General features: G+C 54.2%; 19 protein-coding genes. 9 read left to right on the top strand and 10 right to left on the bottom strand.

Annotation, left to right across the window (positions count from 1 at the left end):
• Positions 1–4: 4 nt before the first annotated feature.
• A complete protein-coding gene (locus tag KP80_RS18070; protein WP_052285012.1) occupies positions 5–298 on the top strand; it encodes a YicS family protein in 294 nt (97 codons plus the stop codon).
• 63 nt (positions 299–361) lie between these two features.
• Here the strand turns inward: KP80_RS18070 and KP80_RS18065 are convergent, their stop codons facing one another.
• The gene (locus KP80_RS18065; RefSeq protein ID WP_052285011.1) at positions 362–1,312 is read right to left on the bottom strand and encodes a LacI family DNA-binding transcriptional regulator; all 951 of its coding nucleotides are present in this window, start codon (positions 1,310–1,312) and stop codon (positions 362–364) included.
• A 285-nt stretch (positions 1,313–1,597) separates the two neighbouring features.
• Between KP80_RS18065 and KP80_RS18060 the strand changes: the two genes are divergently transcribed.
• From KP80_RS18060 to KP80_RS18045, 4 genes are all read left to right on the top strand, one after another.
• The gene (locus KP80_RS18060; RefSeq protein WP_052285080.1) at positions 1,598–1,912 is read left to right on the top strand and encodes a PTS sugar transporter subunit IIB; all 315 of its coding nucleotides are present in this window, start codon (positions 1,598–1,600) and stop codon (positions 1,910–1,912) included.
• A gap of 13 nt (positions 1,913–1,925) precedes the next feature.
• The gene (locus tag KP80_RS18055) at positions 1,926–3,248 is read left to right on the top strand and encodes a PTS sugar transporter subunit IIC (protein WP_052285010.1); all 1,323 of its coding nucleotides are present in this window, start codon (positions 1,926–1,928) and stop codon (positions 3,246–3,248) included.
• A gap of 85 nt (positions 3,249–3,333) precedes the next feature.
• Positions 3,334–3,636, top strand: coding sequence for a PTS lactose/cellobiose transporter subunit IIA (locus KP80_RS18050; RefSeq protein WP_156315689.1), 303 nt, complete (start codon positions 3,334–3,336; stop codon positions 3,634–3,636).
• Positions 3,637–3,796: 160 nt separating this feature from the next.
• On the top strand, positions 3,797–5,179 hold the full coding sequence (locus tag KP80_RS18045; RefSeq protein WP_052285009.1) for a carbohydrate porin: 1,383 nt from the start codon (positions 3,797–3,799) through the stop codon (positions 5,177–5,179).
• A 53-nt stretch (positions 5,180–5,232) separates the two neighbouring features.
• Here the strand turns inward: KP80_RS18045 and phnV are convergent, their stop codons facing one another.
• The 5 genes from phnV to phnR all read right to left on the bottom strand — a co-directional run bounded on the left by phnV (position 5,233) and on the right by phnR (position 9,890).
• Positions 5,233–6,030: a 2-aminoethylphosphonate ABC transport system, membrane component PhnV gene (phnV, locus tag KP80_RS18040; RefSeq protein ID WP_052285008.1), complete on the bottom strand. Its 798-nt coding sequence runs from the start codon at positions 6,028–6,030 to the stop codon at positions 5,233–5,235.
• 2 nt (positions 6,031–6,032) lie between these two features.
• Positions 6,033–6,893: a 2-aminoethylphosphonate ABC transporter permease subunit gene (gene phnU, locus KP80_RS18035; protein WP_052285007.1), complete on the bottom strand. Its 861-nt coding sequence runs from the start codon at positions 6,891–6,893 to the stop codon at positions 6,033–6,035.
• A 2-nt stretch (positions 6,894–6,895) separates the two neighbouring features.
• The gene (gene phnT, locus KP80_RS18030) at positions 6,896–8,005 is read right to left on the bottom strand and encodes a 2-aminoethylphosphonate ABC transport system ATP-binding subunit PhnT (RefSeq protein ID WP_052285078.1); all 1,110 of its coding nucleotides are present in this window, start codon (positions 8,003–8,005) and stop codon (positions 6,896–6,898) included.
• A gap of 5 nt (positions 8,006–8,010) precedes the next feature.
• Positions 8,011–9,024 carry a 2-aminoethylphosphonate ABC transporter substrate-binding protein gene (gene phnS / locus KP80_RS18025; protein WP_052285006.1) on the bottom strand — a complete coding sequence of 338 codons (1,014 nt, stop codon included), beginning with the start codon at positions 9,022–9,024 and terminating at the stop codon, positions 8,011–8,013.
• Positions 9,025–9,170: 146 nt separating this feature from the next.
• Positions 9,171–9,890: a phosphonate utilization transcriptional regulator PhnR gene (phnR, locus tag KP80_RS18020; protein WP_052285005.1), complete on the bottom strand. Its 720-nt coding sequence runs from the start codon at positions 9,888–9,890 to the stop codon at positions 9,171–9,173.
• Between the two features lie 197 nt (positions 9,891–10,087).
• Here phnR and phnW point away from each other — a divergent pair, with 197 nt between their 5' ends.
• Together phnW and phnX are read left to right on the top strand one after the other, a co-directional pair.
• A complete protein-coding gene (gene phnW / locus KP80_RS18015; RefSeq protein ID WP_052285004.1) occupies positions 10,088–11,191 on the top strand; it encodes a 2-aminoethylphosphonate--pyruvate transaminase in 1,104 nt (367 codons plus the stop codon).
• Positions 11,192–11,200: 9 nt separating this feature from the next.
• Positions 11,201–12,010, top strand: a complete 810-nt coding sequence (phnX, locus tag KP80_RS18010) for a phosphonoacetaldehyde hydrolase (RefSeq protein WP_052285003.1) — start codon at positions 11,201–11,203, stop codon at positions 12,008–12,010.
• 76 nt (positions 12,011–12,086) lie between these two features.
• Here phnX and nepI read toward each other — a convergent pair whose 3' ends face one another.
• From nepI to KP80_RS17990, 4 genes are all read right to left on the bottom strand, one after another.
• Positions 12,087–13,274, bottom strand: coding sequence for a purine ribonucleoside efflux pump NepI (gene nepI, locus KP80_RS18005; protein WP_052285002.1), 1,188 nt, complete (start codon positions 13,272–13,274; stop codon positions 12,087–12,089).
• A gap of 148 nt (positions 13,275–13,422) precedes the next feature.
• Entirely contained in the window at positions 13,423–13,935 is a 513-nt protein-coding gene (locus KP80_RS18000) for a polyketide cyclase (RefSeq protein ID WP_052285077.1), read from the bottom strand.
• Positions 13,936–14,049: 114 nt separating this feature from the next.
• Positions 14,050–14,502, bottom strand: coding sequence for a DUF1198 domain-containing protein (locus KP80_RS17995; RefSeq protein WP_052285001.1), 453 nt, complete (start codon positions 14,500–14,502; stop codon positions 14,050–14,052).
• Between the two features lie 52 nt (positions 14,503–14,554).
• Positions 14,555–15,889, bottom strand: coding sequence for an NCS2 family permease (locus tag KP80_RS17990; protein WP_052285076.1), 1,335 nt, complete (start codon positions 15,887–15,889; stop codon positions 14,555–14,557).
• Positions 15,890–16,061: 172 nt separating this feature from the next.
• On the opposite strand from KP80_RS17990, the gene adeD reads away from it, so the two are divergent.
• Positions 16,062–17,855, top strand: coding sequence for an adenine deaminase (gene adeD, locus KP80_RS17985; protein WP_052285000.1), 1,794 nt, complete (start codon positions 16,062–16,064; stop codon positions 17,853–17,855).
• Positions 17,856–17,863: 8 nt separating this feature from the next.
• A complete protein-coding gene (locus tag KP80_RS17980; protein WP_052284999.1) occupies positions 17,864–18,769 on the top strand; it encodes a LysR family transcriptional regulator in 906 nt (301 codons plus the stop codon).
• The last annotated feature ends 82 nt before the right edge of the window (positions 18,770–18,851 follow it).

The raw sequence follows: 18,851 nt of genomic DNA, 5'->3' as shown, positions 1-18,851 counted from the left end.
CCTAATGAAAAAGACAGCTCTGACCGTTTCACTCGTTGCCAGTCTGATTTTACCCGCCATCGCCATGGCCGCACCGCTGGAAGGACTGAAGTTTGAGCAGCAAAAGCAGCAGGTGGTGAAGGATGTGAAGCTGAACTGCCCGGCACAAATCGGGCTCTCTGATACCCAATTTGCGAATCGAGTGCTGGAATCGGCACAGAACAAAACTGCAGTGCAGAGCGCCACGCGCGCGCTGGAAAAGAATGATAAAGCGGGCTATCAGCAGGCGATTAAACGGATTCAGTGTCCAACCAAATAACCCGCCAACCGCTGGCCGGATAAACCATTATCCGGCCTCACGCGACAGCAAGGCGCTATAACGTTAGCGCTGACGCATATCCGGAATAATTAAATCGCCGCGAAACGCCGTATCGCCCGGCATCTGTGTTTTCTCGTCCAGCCAGCGAACGATGCGCGTGGCAATCGCGTCCATGGAATATTCAATCGCCGGAATCGTTGGAATGCCGGGCAGATGCAGCGATCCGGCGAGGCTAAACACCATCACATCTTCCGGTACCCGTTTGTTGAAGGCCAGCAGCTGTGGGATCACCCGCTGCGCTTCTTGTTCATCGGCCACCAGCAGCGCATTAAAGCTGACAAGACCCGCATTGTTGAGCAACTCCTGCAGCGCCACCGTGGATGATGTGCTGTTCATAAACACCAGGTTGCGATTAAACGGCAGAAAGTTTTTCTCCAGACCGTGTTTATAGCCCAACAGCACATCGTCGGCAAAACCGCTGCCCAGCGGCTGGATCAGCGCAATCTGCCGCCGCCCCTGGCTGGCAAGATAATTACAGGCGGTTTCTGCCGCAAAGACATGGTCAAACTGGATGCTGTTGACGGTATCAGCCTCGGGGCAATCGATCAGCACCACGTTTTCACTCTCCACTTCAAGGGGAAAACGCGCGCCAATAATCAGCACATCATCACATAACCCGTTACTCAGCTCATCCAACGCCGCCATCACGCCGGTTCGCGTATTGGCAAAGCGCAGCAACAAGTGTTTCTGATGCTGACTGAACTGTTTTTCCAGCGCATAGAGATAGCCGGTCGTTTGATTAATGTTATCCATCGCGCAGATAACGCCAATACAGCCGGTGGATTGACTCAGCAATGATTGGGCTATCACATTCGGCCGATAGTTAAGTTCATCAACCGCCCGCAACACCGCTAGCCGACTGGCTTCTTTGACACCTCGTGAACCGCTCAACACACGTGAAACTGTGGCCTTAGACACCCCGGCCAAACGTGATACATCGTTGATTGTAGACATCTTTCTCCCCTGAAAGTCCCTCTGTAAATCCTCTGTACAGCAACGGCTCAAATTATAGCTGTCACCAGTATATCTGTTTCCATTTTTTATGGAAACCGATTGTCCATTTGATATCCATTTCATCTGAAACCGCTCAAATTATGTGAGCCATAGCGAAATAATTAGTCCCATAAGCATGAGAAATTGATGGGTATCACACTTCTAATTTTTATGAATAGAAACCGGTTTCAGTTTCATATCAAATCATGCTCGCAACAACTATTTACATTTATGAGAGGGTCGTCGATGTACAAGATTATGCTGTGCTGTTCCGCCGGAATGTCGACCAGCATGTTGGTCAGAAAGATGGTGGAAGCCGCGAAGGAGCGGGATTTAGCCGTAAAAATAGATGCCTACGGTGTATCCGAGTTTGATACCCAGTACCCGCATTATCAGGTGGTGTTGCTGGGGCCGCAGGTGAAGTACATGTTAAAAAGTTTGTCAGACAAGGCCGCCACCCAAAATATTCCCGTCCAGCCGATTGATACCATGGACTATGGAATGCAACGGGGTGACAACGTTCTGGATTACGCTCTGTCGCTGATTTCCGCGGCGAACTAACTAGGGTATCCCAATGAGTTCACTCTATCAGTCCATGGTTGCCGTTATCGAGCAATCCATCACCCCGTTGGCCGGTCGTCTCGGGCAACAAAAATACGTTATCGCCATCCGTGACGGTTTTACCGCCGCGCTGCCGTTTATGATCATCGGTTCGTTTATGTTGGTGTTCATATTCACGCCGTTTTCACCGGACACCACCAACGGCTTCGCCCGCGGCTGGCTTGATTTCTCCGCGCACTATCGCGATCAGCTGATGCTGCCATTCAACCTCAGCATGGGCGTGATGACGTTTTTCATCTCCGTCGGTATCGGTGCAAGCCTCGGTCGTCAGTTTAATCTCGACCCGGTAATGTCTGGCCTGCTGGCGTTTATGGCTTTCCTGCTGGTTGCTGCGCCCTATGCTGACGGCAAGATTTCCACCCAATATCTTTCTGGTCAGGGGATCTTTACCGCACTGATTACCGCCATCTATTCCACCCGAGTTTATGCGTGGCTCAAGCAAAACAACGTCACCATCCGTCTGCCAAAAGAAGTGCCGACCGGCGTGGCCCGTTCGTTTGAGATCCTCATTCCTGTTCTGGTGGTGATTGGTACGCTGCACCCGCTGAACCTGTTTATCGAAGCCCAGACCGGCATGATTTTACCACAGGCCATTATGCACGTGCTGGCGCCACTGGTTTCCGCCTCTGACTCCTTGCCAGCGATTCTGCTGTCGGTGCTGATGTGCCAGATTTTCTGGTTTGCCGGGATCCACGGCTCGCTGATTGTCACCGGGATCATGAATCCGTTCTGGATGGCTAACCTTTCTGCCAACCAGGCCGCACTGGCTGCGGGCACCGTGTTACCACACGTTTACCTGCAAGGTTTCTGGGATCACTACCTGCTGATTGGCGGTGTAGGCTGTACCTTACCGTTGGCGTTCTTGCTGCTGCGCAGCCGCGTCGCGCACCTGCGGACCATTGGTAAAATGGGCATCGTGCCGAGCTTCTTTAATATCAACGAACCGATTCTGTTCGGTGCGCCAATTATTATGAATCCGATGATGTTTATCCCGTTCGTCTGTATTCCGATGGTCAATGCCGTCATTGCTTATACCGCCACCCGTCTCGGCTGGCTGGCTCAGGTCGTTTCTCTGACCCCGTGGACAACCCCTGCACCGATTGGCGCCTCGTGGGCGGCAAACTGGGCATTAAGCCCGGTCATTATGTGTATTATTTGTATGTTAATTTCTGCGGCCATGTATTTACCGTTCCTCCGCGCCTATGAGCGTTCATTAATGAAAACGGAAGAGCAGAAATTAAAAGCATCTTCACCTTTAGCAGAAACGGTCATTTAAGAACGACAGTTATATTTATTAAGCAGTAATACATTATTTTCCGACCTTTATGAATAATGACTTTAACGAGTCAGGGGGCCTTATTATGGTTGGATTAGAAGACGCGGTAATGGAAATAATCATTAACGCGGGTCAGTCCAGATCGCTGTGCTTCGAAGCATTACACGCCGCGCGTCAGGGGGAGATGGAGGAAGCCAGAAATCTGCTGCGGGAAGCCGATGGCTACGCCCGCCAGGCGCACCATATGCAAACCAAATTGATTGAGCAGGATGCCGGTGAGGCACGCCAACCGATGACGTTAATTATGGTGCACGCACAGGATCATTTGATGAACTCTTTACTTGCGCGTGAATTATCAGAAGAGATTATTCATCTATATCAACGTTAATATTTATTTTATCTGGCTACGGAGAACTTTATTACGATAATCATTTAACTGTACCCTACTAAATAAAAAATAGAATCAGCTTGTTTTGGTGATGTTATGCATTCTCACCGGAACGGGATGGTTATTGTCTGAAAATATAATTAATTAATTTGAGATAACCATGAAAACTGTAAAAAAACTTCCATTAGCTATGGCGGTTATCGCCGCGCTTTGCCCGCTTTCTTCGGTAATGGCACAAGAATTTACTCAGGATCAAATCGACGCCATTGTGGCCAAGGCCGTCGATAAAGCGCTGGCGGACCGCCAGGCTAAAATGGACGCCGCCGCCGCCAAAAAGGTGGACCTGGAAACCAACCCGCAAACCGCCGCACAAACGCCGGATATGGCCATTCCATTCGGTCTGAAGTTTAGCGGGTACGCCCGCTACGGCGCACATTTCCAGGCTGGCGATCAGAAATATGTCGGCGTTGACGGTTCGTACAACGGCGCCTCGGCGATTGGTCGTCTGGGTAACGAAGGCAACGGCGGTGAATTCCAGATAACCAAGGCCTTTAAGAGCAGCAAAGGCGCCATCTGGGATATCAACGTGATGTTCGATCACTGGAGCGATGAAGTTAACCTGAAAAAAGCCTACGTCGGCGTGACCAACGTGCTGGAGTCCAACCCGAACGCCTATATCTGGGCCGGTCGTGACTTCCACCAGCGTCCACAACAGGGCATCAACGATTACTTCTGGATGAACCACGACGGCCAGGGTGCCGGGGTGAAAAACTTCGATATCGGCGGCGTACAGTTCGACGTCGCAACCGTCTCACAGGTGAAATCCTGTAGCCCGGAAGTGATGGCCGATGAGTCAAACCCATCACGCATCACCTGTACCGGCAGCTCTGACACCGGGGATGATGGCCATTATGCGTTGACCACCAAAACCCACAACATCAAAGCAGGTCCAATCGACGTAGAGGTTTACGCTAACTACGGCTTTGATTCTAAAGCGGTGGATAACGACGAACAGCTGGATGCGTGGCAGGGCGGGCTGTTGCTGAGCCACACCAACGACAGCGGCGTGAACAAAGTGATTCTGCGTTATTCCGATAACTCAGATAACAGCGTCTATAACAAAACTGACGGCTTAACCGCTATCTACGCCAGCTTTGAAGGTAACTATAAGTTCACCCAACAGGCGCAGATCGAATACCTGCTGGCATTCCACGATTATGACAACAGCAAAGACAACACCGATAACCGTAAAAACTACGGCGCGATTGTCCGTCCGATGTACTTCTGGAACGACGTGCACTCGACCTGGCTGGAAGCGGGTTATCAGCGCGTAGATTACGATCAGGGCGGGGATAACCACGGCTGGAAGCTGACGCTGTCGCAGAACATCGCCATCGGAATGGGGCCGGAGTTCCGTCCGATGCTGCGCTTCTACGTGACTGGCGGTCAGGTCGACAACAAGCGTACCGCGAAGGTGAACGGTACCGAAGACGAGCAGCTGGATTCACTGAACGTCGGCGGCATGTTCGAAGCCTGGTTCTAAGCTAAAACGTGAGCCGATTCCCCTCTCTGGCGATTTAAGAGAGGGGAGTCGCATCACCTCTGCCCTAATCGCTTCGCGACCCGTTCCAGCTTCATCATCAGTAGCAGCGTGATCGCCACCAGCACGATGGTCAGAGCCGCGCCATCGGCGATATTTCCGCGATCGGTCAGGCTAAATATGGTGACCGGAAGCGTGGTCCAACCCGGCGGGTAAATCATCATGGTCGCTCCCAGTTCACCCATCGACAACGAAAGGCTCAGCGCCAACGCTGACATCATCCACGGCATGAGCAGCGGCAACGTCACGTGCCGCAGGCGATACCACGGTGAAGCACCAAGGCTTGAGGCAACGTTTTCAATATCGGCCGACACGCGCGCCAGCCCGGTTGAGACGTTGCTGAAAGTAAAAGCGGATACCAGTACGAAGTGCGCCGTTAGCACAATCCACAGCGTGCCGTTCATCTGCAGCGGCCCCTGGCTAAACGCCACCAGAATGCCCAGCCCGACGGAAACGGAAGGAATTGCGCTGGGCAGATAAAACATCATGCTCAGCCAGCGCTGCGCTTTCACGCTGTACTGACGTAGCGCCAGCGCCGCCCAAACGCCGCAAAGCAGCGCGAACAGGCTGGCACAAAAGCCAATCACCAGACTGGAAAAGAGGGCATCCCACGCGGCGCCGCGAAAGGCATTGACGAAATGAATGAGGGTGAAACCGCTCGGTAAAACCCCGCTCCACTGCTGGCTAAGGCTGGACATCAAAATCACCGCCAGCGGCAGGAAAAAGAAAAGGGCAAACAACGTGGTGGCAACCACTCCCGCCGCAACGCGCCCTTTGCGTGACCAAATCAACATGATTAGCTCCTTTTTCCACTGCGCGATGCCGCTAGCCGATATAGGGCAAACAGCCCGAGCGACAGCAGAATATTAATTAAGGCGATCATGCAGGCAACGCTGTAGTCAGACTCCAGAATCGCTTTGCTGTAAACCATCATAGGCAGAGTGTTAACGCCCTTAGCGCCAATAAACAGCACAATGCCGAACTCGTTGGTGGTCAGCAGCAGGCACAGGCTACCGCCAGCCAGCAACGCGGGGAGCGCGGCGGGGAAAATGACCTGCGCAATCACCCGCAGCGGGTGCGCGCCGAGAATACTGGCCGCTTCAAGCTGACTTTTATCGATTTGCCGCAGTGCGGCCATCAGCGGCCGCATCACCAGCGGCGTAAAGACGGTAATCTCCGCCAGAATCACGCCCTGAATGGAGTAGAGGAAATTGACCGGTGGCAGCTCAAACGCAAACAGGTTCATCAACGCGCCGTTCAGCAGCCCTGCCGAGCCATAGATAAAGGTAAATGCCAGGGTGATTAAAAAGGTCGGCAGCGCAATAAAGGTATCGACAACCCGGCTAATCAGTTCGCTTCCCGGAAAAGGAATAAACACCAGGATAAGCGACAGAACGCTACCCAGCACTAAACATCCGGCGGTCGCCAGCAGCGCAATTTGCAGCGTATTGATTAATGCCGACATAAAGCGTTTTGATTCAATGACCTGCCAGAATATTTCCAGACCGATATTGCCACTGTTATCGCGTAGCGCCTGCTCCACAATCAGCGACAGCGGCCAAAAGAACAGCGTCGCGAGCACCAGCAGCGGCAGGAATATCCACAGTAACGGGCGCAAAATCGGGGTCGTTCTTTCCAGCGTCAGGGTGAGCGACATCATTACACCTCTATCAGGACAGCGTCATCAGGCTCAAACCACAGGGCCAGCTTGTCACCGGCCTGCGGCAGTGGGTTCACGTGAGTCATCACGATACGCACCGACTCCCCGGCAACATCGCACAGCAGATGGGTTAAATCCCCCTGCCAGTGCACCGATTGCAGGGTAGCGTTGAAGCGGTTGCTGTGAGCCGAGCGCGGCGACAGGCTCATGTGCTGCGGACGAATGCACAGCAGCTTGTTGTAACCGTGATGACTGCCCTGGCTAAACGCGCGAATCACCGTACCGCCGCAGCTCACATCTACCAGCCCAGGCATATCGGTGACGCCCAGCGCAGTGGCTGAAAGGATATTGGCACGGCCAAGAAATTCGGCCGCAAAGCGATTAGGCGGATGTTGATACAGCGCGCGGGTTTCCCCGTGAGCAATCATCGAACCGTCTTTCATGATGCCAATTTTATCGGCCAGCGTGAGCGCTTCGGTTTGGTCGTGGGTGACATAAAGAATGGTTAATTCCGGCATTTCGCGGTGCAATCGGGCAATTTCTTCCACCATATTGTGGCGAATTTGCGCATCCAGCGCAGAAAGCGGTTCATCCAGCAGCAGCACACGTGGACGTACGGCAATAGCGCGGGCAATCGCCACGCGCTGCTGCTGCCCGCCGGAAAGTTGATGCGGGTAGCGAGTGGCGTAATCGCTCATCCCCACCGTTTTGAGCGCCTGCACCACGCGCTCATTGATCAACGCTTTGGGCTGTTTTTGCGCCCGTAGGCCAAACGCAACGTTATCTTCCACTTTAAGATGGGGGAACAGCGCGTAGTTTTGTACCACCATCGCCAGCCCACGTTTGTAGGGCGCCAAGTGAGTGACATCCGTATCACCAATTAAAATACGACCGCCCGCGGGCTGGGCAAACCCCGCCACCGCACGCAGCACCGTGGTTTTCCCCGAACCAGAAGGGCCAATCAGCGCCAGAACTTCTCCGGGTTCAATGGTTAAAGAGAGCGGTTTGAGTACCACGTTGCCGTGATACGCCACGCGCAGCGAGTCGAGGACAATCCCCGAAGTCCCCTGCAATGCAGGGGCTTGAGCGGCGGTCGTTTTCATCAACATCACGCTTACTCGCTGTCGGTCGCTTTATGCCACTGGGCAATGTCAGACGACAGTGATACCGCCACTTCATCCCAGTTTGGCTCCCAGCTTTTCACGCCCGCCAGCGCGGCAGTTGCCGCTTTATAGTGTGCGTCTTCCGGCATCACGTCGCTGCGCACCGGCATGCCCCAGGAAAGCGCGCTAACGCTGGTCTGCGCTTCTTTGCTCAGCAGGAAGTTAATCAGCTTTTTGCCGTTTTCACTCTCCGGCGCGCCCTGAACCAAACCAATCACGTAAGGGATCGCCAGCGCGCTGCGCTCGCCTTTATCGTTGGCTGGCCAGAAGATCTTCACGTTAGGGTTGCGTTCCATCTGCGCGAGGTTCATCTGCAGGTCACCGTTGGCCACGTACAGCTCCCCCTTATTGACCAGCGCGGTCAGTTTGCCCGTTGATGCCGATGGCCCGACGTTATTGGCCTGCAGCTTGCCCAAATAGTCAAAGCCGGCCTCTTTACCACCAAAGCTGTGAAATGCCTGCAGCATCACCGCGGTGCCGTCGGCTGCCTGGCCCGGTGTGGAATATTGCAGTTTATTTTTGTATTTGCCGTCGAGCAGATCCTGCCAGCTGGCCGGTGCAGCTTTCAGCAGTTTGTCGTTATAGATAAAGCTCAGGTAGTTTTTCACCAGCGGCGAGTAGGACTCATTTGCCCCCGGGATTGACGCAGCGGATTCGGTTTTAAAGTTTGCCAGCAGCTTCTCCGCTGCCGCACGCTGAATAAACGGCGGCGCGGTGACCAACACATCGGCCTGCGGGTTAGTGCGCTCTTTAGCCAGACGCTCAACCACCACGCCACCGCCGCCTTCAACGTAACGCACGGTAATGCCGGTCGCTTTGGTGAATGCATCAAACTGCGTCTGATACCAGCTGTTGTCGCCATCATGTAAGCCATCGATGGAATAGACGGTGACCACCGATTCCGCCCAGGAAGGGGCGCTGGCGAGTGCAATAACAGACAGCAGAGCAAGTCGGGAGAATTTCATCGTAATAGCCTCGTAGCGTATGTTTTGTTTTCTGGCCTATACCAGATTTGCTTTTTACGCTAAACGCCGATTATGACAAAACGATGAAAGGAGAAAGAAAATCGCGGAATGGCACCAGAGGAACATGATGCTCCTCCGGTTTTGCATCAGTGGGTATCCACCTCAATACGCAGGCTGTCGTGACGCCAGTACTCAATATCCAGATCGAGCACGCGGCCATGCTGATCGTAATTGAGGCGGCGCAGCAGCAGCGCCGGACGCCCTTCCATCACCCCCAGCGCCTGTGCGGCCTGAGCAGGCATCGCGGTCGGGTAAAACGACAAGTGCATGCTGGTATAGACAAGGTTGTAGTTCGCCTCATACACCTCGGTCAGGCTGCCGTTGAGATCGTACTGTAACAGTTCCGGTACCCGGGCCGGCAGGCAGTGATTTTCACAGTAGCAAACCGCACGGCCATCGGCATAACGCAGACGCGTTAGCAGATAGATTTGATCAAATGGTTGCAGCTGCAGCGGCTCCATCACCTCAACCGGCACGGTGGTTAGCTGCCCACTCAATAGCGCGGTTTTCGGTTCGCGCCCCTGCTCGTGGCACAGTTTATGGAAGTTGGTGTTTTGGGTCGGATCCAGCCACAGGCGTTCAGGCGTGACAAACCAGCCGCGACGATCGGCGCGCCAGATAAGCCCGCTGGACTCCAGCTGCGCCAGGCTTTCGCGAATCGTAATGCGCGTGGTATTGAAGATCGTACACAGCTCGCGCTCAGACGGCAGCTTATCGCCGCTTTTTAGCGCGCCACTCTGAATACGCGCCTGCAGCTGCGCTTTGATTAGCAGGTACTGGGGAATATCACCTGGTATAGATTTCATGCTCGCTCGCTGTCACTTTTCCTGTCGTCATTATACAGATAAATACGTCAAATCCTTCGCACCACTCATGTAGATGCTGCCTAAAGGATGGAGGGGATAGATGAATTTTTTATTGCAACGCCATTTTCCCTTTGACCGTTTGCGGGAAAGATCGTCATGATAAATGCAAATCTGGTATAGACCAAAGGTAAAATGACATGACTTCGCGTAACTATCTGCTGCTGACCCCTGGCCCGTTGACCACCTCACGCACCGTGAAAGAAGCGATGCTATTCGACAGCTGTACCTGGGATGACGATTACAATCTTGGCGTGGTTGAAGAGATCCGCCGTCAGCTCACGTCACTCGCCACCAAAGCGGAAGGCTACACCTCGGTACTGCTACAGGGCAGCGGCAGCTATGCCGTCGAAGCCGTGTTGGGCAGTACACTTGCTCCGCAAGATAAGGTGCTGATTGTCAGCAACGGCGCGTACGGTGCCCGCATGGTCGAGATGGCCACAATGATGAGCATCGCTCACCACGCTTATGACTGTGGTGAAGTGGCGCGCCCCGACGTTAACGCTATCGAGGCCATTTTGCTGGCCGACCCGGCGATTACGCACATCGCGATGGTGCACAGTGAGACCACCACCGGCATGCTCAACCCTATCGCCGAGGTCGGTGCGCTGGCTCAGCAGTACGGCAAAACCTATATTGTTGACGCCATGAGCAGCTTCGGCGGCATCCCGATGGATATTGCCGCGCTGAACATCGACTATCTGATCAGCTCCGCCAACAAATGCATTCAGGGCGTGCCGGGCTTTGCCTTCGTGATCGCCCGTGCGGATAAACTGGCTGCCTGCAAAGGCCGTTCTCGCTCTCTGTCGCTGGATCTCTATGCCCAGTGGCGCTGCATGGAAGACAACCACGGCAAATGGCGCTTTACCTCGCCGACGCATACCGTACTGGCGTTCGCCCAAGCGCTCAAAGAACTCGCCGACGAAGGCGGCGTTGCCGCACGCCATCGGCGCTATCAGCAGAATCAGCACCGACTGGTTGCCGGGATGCGCGAACTGGGTTTCAGCACGCTGCTCGATGATGAACTGCATTCACCGATTATCACCGCATTTTATTCACCACAGAGCCCGCAGTATCGTTTTAAAGAGTTCTACAGCTTACTGAAAGAACAGGGTTTTGTTATCTATCCGGGCAAAGTCTCGCAAAGCGATTGCTTCCGCATTGGCAACATTGGCGAAGTCTACGACACCGATATCACCGCCCTGCTCACCGCCATCAAAAACGCGATGTACTGGACAAAATAAGGAGCCAAAATGAATCGTATTACTGCAGTGATCCTCGATTGGGCCGGTACCACCGTCGATTTTGGCTCCTTTGCCCCCACGCAGATCTTCGTCGAAGCCTTTCAACAGGCATTTGGCGTAGAGATAACCCTCGCCGAAGCGCGGGTGCCCATGGGGCTAGGGAAATGGCAACACATTGAAGCACTGGGGAAACTCCCCGCCGTCGATGCCCGCTGGCAGGCTAAATTTGGCCGCTCAATGACGCCCGCGGATATCGATGCGATCTACGCCGCGTTTATGCCGCTACAAATTGCCAAAGTCGTTGATTTCTCCACACCGATTGCAGGCGTTGTCGACACCATTGCGGGATTACGCGCTGACAATATCAAGATTGGTTCCTGCTCCGGCTACCCGCGCGCGGTAATGGAAAAGCTGGTGCCCGCTGCCGCCGAACACGGCTATGCGCCAGACCACTGGGTTGCCACTGACGATCTCGCCGCTGGCGGTCGTCCGGGCCCGTGGATGGCGCTGCAAAACGTCATTACGCTGGGTATTGAAGACGTTGCCCACTGCGTGAAGGTGGATGACGCCGCGCCGGGCATTACCGAAGGGCTGAACGCCGGAATGTGGAGCGTAGGTCTGGCAGTATCCGGCAACGAATTCGGGGCAACATGGGAGGAATTTCAGGCGATGACGGCAGAAGAGATTGCCACTCGCCGCGAACATGCGGCCGGTAAGCTCTACGCCGCAGGGGCGCACTATGTGGTGGATTCGCTGGCCGATTTACCGGGCGTCATTGCCGACATTAACAGCCGACTGGCGAAGGGCGAACGTCCGTAAACGCCGCTGTTATCCAGCCTGCATGGCAATCATGCCGTAGGCTGGATAACGCGTTCGCCAGATTATCTGACCAAAACTAGGGCTTAATTTTCACCTTAACCGCGACCAGCAGAGCCGTCAGCAGCATCAGCGAACCCGAGAGGATGAGCGGGGAAACTAATCCCAGACGGTCTAACGCAAAACCGCCCACCGCGGCGCCGCAGGTATTTGCCAGCTGAATAACCGCCACCTGGATAGAACCGGCTTTTTCCGCCTGATCGGCAAGTGAACGGGTGATCCACGTTGACCAGCCAACCGGCACCAGCGCAAACGCCATCCCCCAGATAATAGCAATCGCCGCCGCCACCACTTTGTCACTGCCCCACAGCACCAGCACCAGCGCGCTGAGCGCCAGCACAAATGGAGCACCGGCTAGCGCCAGTTTGACCGAGCGCTTAAGGATAACCGACGAGAATGAGGTGCCGACAAAGCTGGCGATGCCAAAACTCAGCAGTACCAGCGTCAGGCCATCAACGTCAAACCCAGCCAGATTCATATACACCGGACGAATATACGTAAAGAAAGCAAACTGCCCGGCGAAGGACATAAAGATGGCGATCATCCCCGCCATCACGCCAGGACGCTGTAGCAGGCTAAACATATTTTGCTTGTGATGCGCAGGTTCGCCGGGCAGAGAAGGCAGGGCTTTGAGCACCCAAATCGTACACAGCACGCCCATTATCGCTGCGCCGTTAAAAACGTTGCGCCAGCCGATAATCCCGCCTAAAAAACTGCCCAGCGGCGCAGCAATCACCAGCGCAATCGACACGGCACCAAAAATAACCGACAGTGCTTTCGGCACCGTCCGTGCTGGCACCAGACGCATAGTCAACGACGCCGACATGGCCCAGAACCCACCCAGCGCCAGCCCCAAACAGGCGCGACCTAACAGCAGCAGCGTGAATGAGTTGGAAAACGACACCAGCAGGCAGGAGAGCGTGAGTAAAATAGAGAACAGAATCACCACGTAGCGGCGGTTTGTCGCCCCAATAGCCTGGGTAATGAACAGGCTGGCAAACATGGCAACAAATGCTGTCACGGTGACTGACTGCCCGGCCACGCCTTCAGAAATGCCTAAGTCTTGCGCCATCGGCGTCAGCAGGCTGACCGGTAAAAACTCGACGGTAATCAAACAGGCGACGCAAAACGCCACGGCAAACACTGCCGACCAGTTGGGCCGCACAACGGCCTCAGCGCGGGTTTTTTCTTCGATATGTGTGCTCATTATTGTTACCTGCGGAGGAGTTTTTGGAGAAAAGCCATGCAGTGTAACATTTTAGATGTGACGTATTTAACGTTTTAGCAACGGTAGCCGCGGTATCGCATTTTCTCAGCGGCCCGGATAGGCACTGAAACCTATCCGGACGACTGAATCATTCACCGCGCGCCGATTTTACCAACCCGCTAATCCATTCCTGATGGCCATTAATCATCGGATTGGGCAACGTACGCGCCAGCTCCTGCGCCGGAACACCGATCTGCGATTCCTGGGTCAGGATACGCACGCGGTTGCCCGGTAAATCCTCAAACAGCCAGGCGTGGATAACGTCGAGACGCGTAGTGGCATCGCCTTCAGCCCAGCCGTGCCAGGCAACACGAGCCGCCTGGCCATCAACCGGCGGAACATATTCCGTGATTTGCGCTTCAATCGGGAAACCGAAGGTGGAGAAACGGAAGCGGGCGTTCGCGCTGAGCCGAGGGCCGCTGCCGTCGTGGAAATGGATATCGGCGACATTGCTGTAGTAGGTTGGCCACAGCGTGGTGTCATCAAGCTGCGCCCAAATCTGTTTAGCGGTCAGACCGCTAACGATGATTTCATTGGAGGCAAAGTTGTCGGTGGTGCCCGGCAGATACGCTTCTGGCCAGACGATGGCGCTTTGTTGCATGGACTGTTTCATGATGAACCTCGTGAGTCATGTTGTTGACGAGGTTCATCATGCATCCGCGAGTGATATAAATATAATCACCATTATAAATAACCAACATCACGCCACGTGATATCAATGCAACCAGTGGACGCCATTTTCTTCATGGAACAATGCGTTATAGCGATGCTGGAAAGCCGTCAGTTCATGGAAATCAGGTTCAAGTTCACGCATAAAACTCATCGCCAGCCGGACCTGAGCATCGGTTATCGGCGCGGCCAGACGGGCTTTCTGCAGCAGCCGGTGCCAGCGCACCAGCGTTTGCTCACTGCCGTCAACGATGCACACCTGCCAAATCAGCAGCACCTGCGCGGCGTTCTGCAAATGTGCTTCATTCGGCCGTTCCAGATAGCGTAAATACTCATCGCCCTGCGCTTTTCCCAGCTGGTCAATCATTGACTCTACCGGCTCTGGCGTAATCGCCAGACGCTCACTTAAACGGCGTATCGCCCGACGAGGCCCGGACGTGAGGATCCGAAACCCGACAACAAAGACCACGACCAATGTGGCCAGCATAATCCAGACCATGAGTTCTCCTGTCTCTTCAGCGCTCATGATATCTGGAAACCGCCCAGCTGTACTAATCCACCAGCGTGATCTTCAGCGCAAATAGCACTGCAACCACAACAACGCACAGATTCAGCTCGCGCCAACGGCCGGTAAAGAGTTTCATGATGCAGTAGGACATAAAGCCCAGCGCAATACCCTCCGTAATTGAGAAGCTAAAAGGCATCATCACGGTGGTGATAAAGGCGGGTACAGATTCAGTAAAGTCATCCCAGTTGACCCGCGCCAGGCTGGAGGTCATCAGTACGCCGACGAAAATCAGCGCCCCCGCCGTTGCATAGGCGGGAACCATTCCCGCCAGCGGCGAGAAGAACATCACCAGCAGAAACAAAACACCAACGACAATGGCCGTCAGCCCGGTTCGGCCACCTACCGCCACGCCGGAGGTGCTCTCAATATAGGCGGTCACCGAAGACGTTCCGATAAACGCCCCGGCAATCGAACTGAGGCTATCGACATACAACGCACGGTTCATGCCCGGAAATTTACCGTTGCTATCAATTAGCCCGGCTTTATCCGTAACACCAATTAATGTTCCTGATGAATCAAACAAGTTAATCAGCATGAAAGAAAAAACGATTCCAGCCAGATCGAGGGATAATGCCCCGCTTAAATCAACCTCACCTATCACACCGCTAATACTTGGCGGAATAGAATAAACGCCGTTGAAATGCACATCGCCAAAAAACAAACCACAGCAGGAAGTAACCACAATAGAAACCAGCACCGCCGCATGAAAATGACGTGATGAAAGCACGGCAATGATAAAGAAACCCACAATACCGAGAAGAACTGAGTGGGTGTTTAGATTACCAATGGCGACCAGCGTATCTTTATTGGCAACAATAACGCCGGCATTTTTCAAACCCATCAGTGCAATAAATAAACCAATCCCACTGGTAATGCCGACGCGTAAATTAAGTGGAATATTCGATATCATCCAATAGCGAATCCGAAACAACGTCAGTAAAAACAGTCCCACGGCGCCCCAAAAGATAGCTCCCATCCCTATTTGCCAGCTAACGCCCATGGCACCGACCACCACAAAGGCGAAAAAGGCGTTCAAGCCCATCGCCGGTGCTAGCGCAACGGGAAGGTTGGCGATTAAACCCATAGCAATACTGCCAATACCGGCAATCAGACAGGTGGTCACAAACACCACTCTGGGATCCATGTGGGCTGCTCCCAGGATTTGTGGGTTCACAAACACGATATACACCATGGTAAGAAATGTGGTCATCCCGGCAATCATTTCGGTACGCACAGTTGTACCGTGCTGTTGAATTTTAAATAACCGGCTAAGCAGATCTTCTGTATTATTTACGTCACCAACCTCTTCACCTTTCATTTTCGCATCCATTTATTGATGAATAATGCCTCCCTTTTAAATTAACTCACCACGTTGATTCAGTGATTACAATCACATTGCAAACTAACGTTAACCGATAAAATGAAATTAGCTAACAGCACACCTTCATAATAAATAACAATCAATTTGATAAAATCAAAATGAGAAAAATATGAATAACTTTATTAATTATAAATTTCATTATATTAGCCGCCAGGAGCAGCAGGAATTATTAGCCGTTTCTCGCGGTGAGGCCGTTGCCGATTATATTATTGATAATGTCCGAATTCTTGATTTAATCAATGGCGGTGAAATGGCGGGCCCCATCGTGGTCAAAGGAAGGCATATTGCTGGCATCGGTGCGGAATACGTCAACGCACCTGCACACCATCACATCGATGGCCATGGGGCAACCGCCGTTCCCGGGTTTATTGACGCCCATTTGCACATTGAGTCCAGCATGATGACACCGGTCACGTTTGAAACCGCAACGCTGCCGCGCGGGCTTACCACCGTGATTTGCGATCCGCATGAAATCGTCAACGTCATGGGCGAGGCTGGGTTTGCGTGGTTCGTTCGCTGTGCTGAACAGGCCAGGCAAAATCAGTATCTGCAGGTCAGCTCCTGCGTGCCCGCGTTAGCGGGCTGCGATGTCAACGGCGCGGATTTTCCCCTCGACAAAATGGTGAAATGGCGCGATCACCCTTTAGTTGCCGGGCTGGCGGAGATGATGGACTATCCCGGCGTGATCGCCGGGCAAGACGCTCAGCTCAACAAGATTGACGCCTTCCGTCACCTGACGATAGACGGCCACTGCCCTGGGTTGGGCGGTAAGGCGCTTAACACCTATATTGCTGCCGGGGTGGAAAACTGCCACGAAAGCTATCTGCTGGAAGAGGGCCGACGCAAACTCGAGCTGGGGATGGCACTGATGATGCGCGAAGGGTCGGCCGCCCGTAATCTCAACGCGTTGGCCCCGTTGCTCAACGCCTTCAACAGCCCGCAGTGCATGCTGTGCACTGACGATCGCAACCCCTGGGAAATTGCTCATGAAGGACATATTGACGCGCTGATTCGCCGTCTCATTTTACAGCATAATGTGCCGCCACACGTGGCCTATCGCGTCGCCAGCTGGTCCGCCGCGCGCCACTTTGGCCTGCATCATCTGGGTCTTCTGGCACCGGGAAAACAGGCCGATATTGTACTGCTGAGCGATGCCCGTAATGTGACGGTACAGCAGGTGTTTATCAAAGGTGAGCCGATTGACGCCAGCACGCTGCGGGCCGAAGAGGGTCTCAGACTAGAGCAAACCGCTCCGCCGTATGGCAACACCATCGCCCGTCAGCCCGTTTCTGCGCGCGATTTCGCCCTGCACTTCTCGCCGGGCAAGCACTATCGAGTGATTGAAGTGATTGCCAACGAGCTGGTAACGCCCGCAGGGTCTACACAATACACGGCGAAGGGTTTCGACCATGATGATATCTGTTACATCGCCGTGCTCGACCGCTATGGCCACCAACTCCCTCCGGCCTGCGGTTTGTTGGGCCACTTTGGGTTACGCGAAGGGGCGCTGGCCTCGACCGTCAGCCATGACAGCCATAATATTGTGGTGATCGGTCGTCGCGCCGAGGAGATGGCGCTGGCAGTGAATCAGGTGATTGCCGATGGTGGCGGGCAGTGCGTGGTGCGCGAAGGCAAAGTGCAAAGCCACCTGCCGCTGCCCATTGCGGGGCTCATGAGCACCGATACCGCCGACACGCTAGCAGCAAGAATCGACGAGTTAAAGGCCGCTTGCCGCGCATGTGGGTCGCTCCCGGACGAGCCGTTTATCCAGATGGCGTTCCTCTCACTGCCGGTTATCCCTGCATTAAAACTTACCAGCATGGGGCTTTTTGACGGCGAAACGTTTACATTTACCGCTCAGGAGATCGCTGATTCGCAGCAGACATCCGCAACCAGAGAGTGAACCAGGGGATGAAAACGGATATCCGTACGCTCGACCTTAATCTGCTGAAAACGCTGGATGCACTGCTTGATGAGCGCAGCGTAACGCGTGCAGCGGCGCGGCTGTCGCTCACTCAGCCCGCCGTCAGCGGCATGTTGACCCGTCTGCGGGATAACTTTGATGACCCGCTGTTTATCCGCGCGCCACACGGCATGGTGCCAACGCTGCGGGCTCAGCAGCTTGCGCCAACGGTCAAAAAAATCCTTAACGATATCAATATGCTGCTTCAACCAGCTGAGTTTGACCCGCTTAGTGCGGAACTCACCTTCACCCTCGCCGCCACCGACTACGCCTTAAAAGCGGTGGTGGTACCGTTTATTGCCGCGCTGAAAGTGCAGGCGCCGGGTATCCGAGTGCGGGTGGTTCCGGTCGAGCCCGAGCGCTTACACAGCCAGTTTGAACAGGGAAAGATCGATCTTGCACTCCTCACGCCCAATACCACGCCCGGCGATCTGCACAGCCGCACGCTGTACGAAGAGCGCTACGTCTGCATGCTGCGCGCCGATCACCCAGACGCCCAACGGCCGCTGACGCTCGATCGCTTCTGCTCGCTGGAGCATATTCTGGTCTCCTACGAAGGGGAAAGTTTCTGGGGTGTCACCGACGATGCGTTGGCAAAAGTGGGCCGTAACCGACGTATTGGACTCTCGGTAAGCAGTTTCCTGGTGCTGCCGGAGGTGCTGGCGGTGAGCGAAATGATTGCGGTCGTACCCAGCCGAATGGCCCGTTCACCGGCTTTGATTTGCGTCCAGGAACCACCGGTCGAGATTCAGGGCTTCACCAAAAGCATGGCCTGGCACGACCGCAGCCACCGCGACGCGGCGCAGCAGTGGCTACGCGAATTGCTGCATAATACCAGCCAGCACGAAGCATAAAAAAGCCCGGCGCAGAGCCTAACACCGTTCACTTAAGCAAAGCGATTAGGGGAAACGCCGGGACTGTCTCTTATACACATCT

Source organism: Kluyvera genomosp. 1 (assembly GCF_001266615.1).
Lineage (GTDB): Bacteria > Pseudomonadota > Gammaproteobacteria > Enterobacterales > Enterobacteriaceae > Kluyvera > Kluyvera cryocrescens_A.
The sequence above is the reverse complement of the archived record's forward strand: the minus strand, read 5'-3'. Positions and strand labels throughout refer to the sequence as shown.

What these genes read in the sequence shown, in the direction of transcription:
- KP80_RS18070 (WP_052285012.1), top strand. Translation starts at nt 5, where the DNA reads ATGAAAAAGACAGCTCTGACCGTTTCACTCGTTGCCAGTCTGATTTTA.
- KP80_RS18065 (WP_052285011.1), bottom strand. Translation starts at nt 1,312, where the DNA reads ATGTCTACAATCAACGATGTATCACGTTTGGCCGGGGTGTCTAAGGCC.
- KP80_RS18060 (WP_052285080.1), top strand. Translation starts at nt 1,598, where the DNA reads ATGTACAAGATTATGCTGTGCTGTTCCGCCGGAATGTCGACCAGCATG.
- KP80_RS18055 (WP_052285010.1), top strand. Translation starts at nt 1,926, where the DNA reads ATGAGTTCACTCTATCAGTCCATGGTTGCCGTTATCGAGCAATCCATC.
- KP80_RS18050 (WP_156315689.1), top strand. Translation starts at nt 3,334, where the DNA reads ATGGTTGGATTAGAAGACGCGGTAATGGAAATAATCATTAACGCGGGT.
- KP80_RS18045 (WP_052285009.1), top strand. Translation starts at nt 3,797, where the DNA reads ATGAAAACTGTAAAAAAACTTCCATTAGCTATGGCGGTTATCGCCGCG.
- phnV (WP_052285008.1), bottom strand. Translation starts at nt 6,030, where the DNA reads ATGTTGATTTGGTCACGCAAAGGGCGCGTTGCGGCGGGAGTGGTTGCC.
- phnU (WP_052285007.1), bottom strand. Translation starts at nt 6,893, where the DNA reads ATGTCGCTCACCCTGACGCTGGAAAGAACGACCCCGATTTTGCGCCCG.
- phnT (WP_052285078.1), bottom strand. Translation starts at nt 8,005, where the DNA reads ATGTTGATGAAAACGACCGCCGCTCAAGCCCCTGCATTGCAGGGGACT.
- phnS (WP_052285006.1), bottom strand. Translation starts at nt 9,024, where the DNA reads ATGAAATTCTCCCGACTTGCTCTGCTGTCTGTTATTGCACTCGCCAGC.
- phnR (WP_052285005.1), bottom strand. Translation starts at nt 9,890, where the DNA reads ATGAAATCTATACCAGGTGATATTCCCCAGTACCTGCTAATCAAAGCG.
- phnW (WP_052285004.1), top strand. Translation starts at nt 10,088, where the DNA reads ATGACTTCGCGTAACTATCTGCTGCTGACCCCTGGCCCGTTGACCACC.
- phnX (WP_052285003.1), top strand. Translation starts at nt 11,201, where the DNA reads ATGAATCGTATTACTGCAGTGATCCTCGATTGGGCCGGTACCACCGTC.
- nepI (WP_052285002.1), bottom strand. Translation starts at nt 13,274, where the DNA reads ATGAGCACACATATCGAAGAAAAAACCCGCGCTGAGGCCGTTGTGCGG.
- KP80_RS18000 (WP_052285077.1), bottom strand. Translation starts at nt 13,935, where the DNA reads ATGCAACAAAGCGCCATCGTCTGGCCAGAAGCGTATCTGCCGGGCACC.
- KP80_RS17995 (WP_052285001.1), bottom strand. Translation starts at nt 14,502, where the DNA reads ATGGTCTGGATTATGCTGGCCACATTGGTCGTGGTCTTTGTTGTCGGG.
- KP80_RS17990 (WP_052285076.1), bottom strand. Translation starts at nt 15,889, where the DNA reads ATGAAAGGTGAAGAGGTTGGTGACGTAAATAATACAGAAGATCTGCTT.
- adeD (WP_052285000.1), top strand. Translation starts at nt 16,062, where the DNA reads ATGAATAACTTTATTAATTATAAATTTCATTATATTAGCCGCCAGGAG.
- KP80_RS17980 (WP_052284999.1), top strand. Translation starts at nt 17,864, where the DNA reads ATGAAAACGGATATCCGTACGCTCGACCTTAATCTGCTGAAAACGCTG.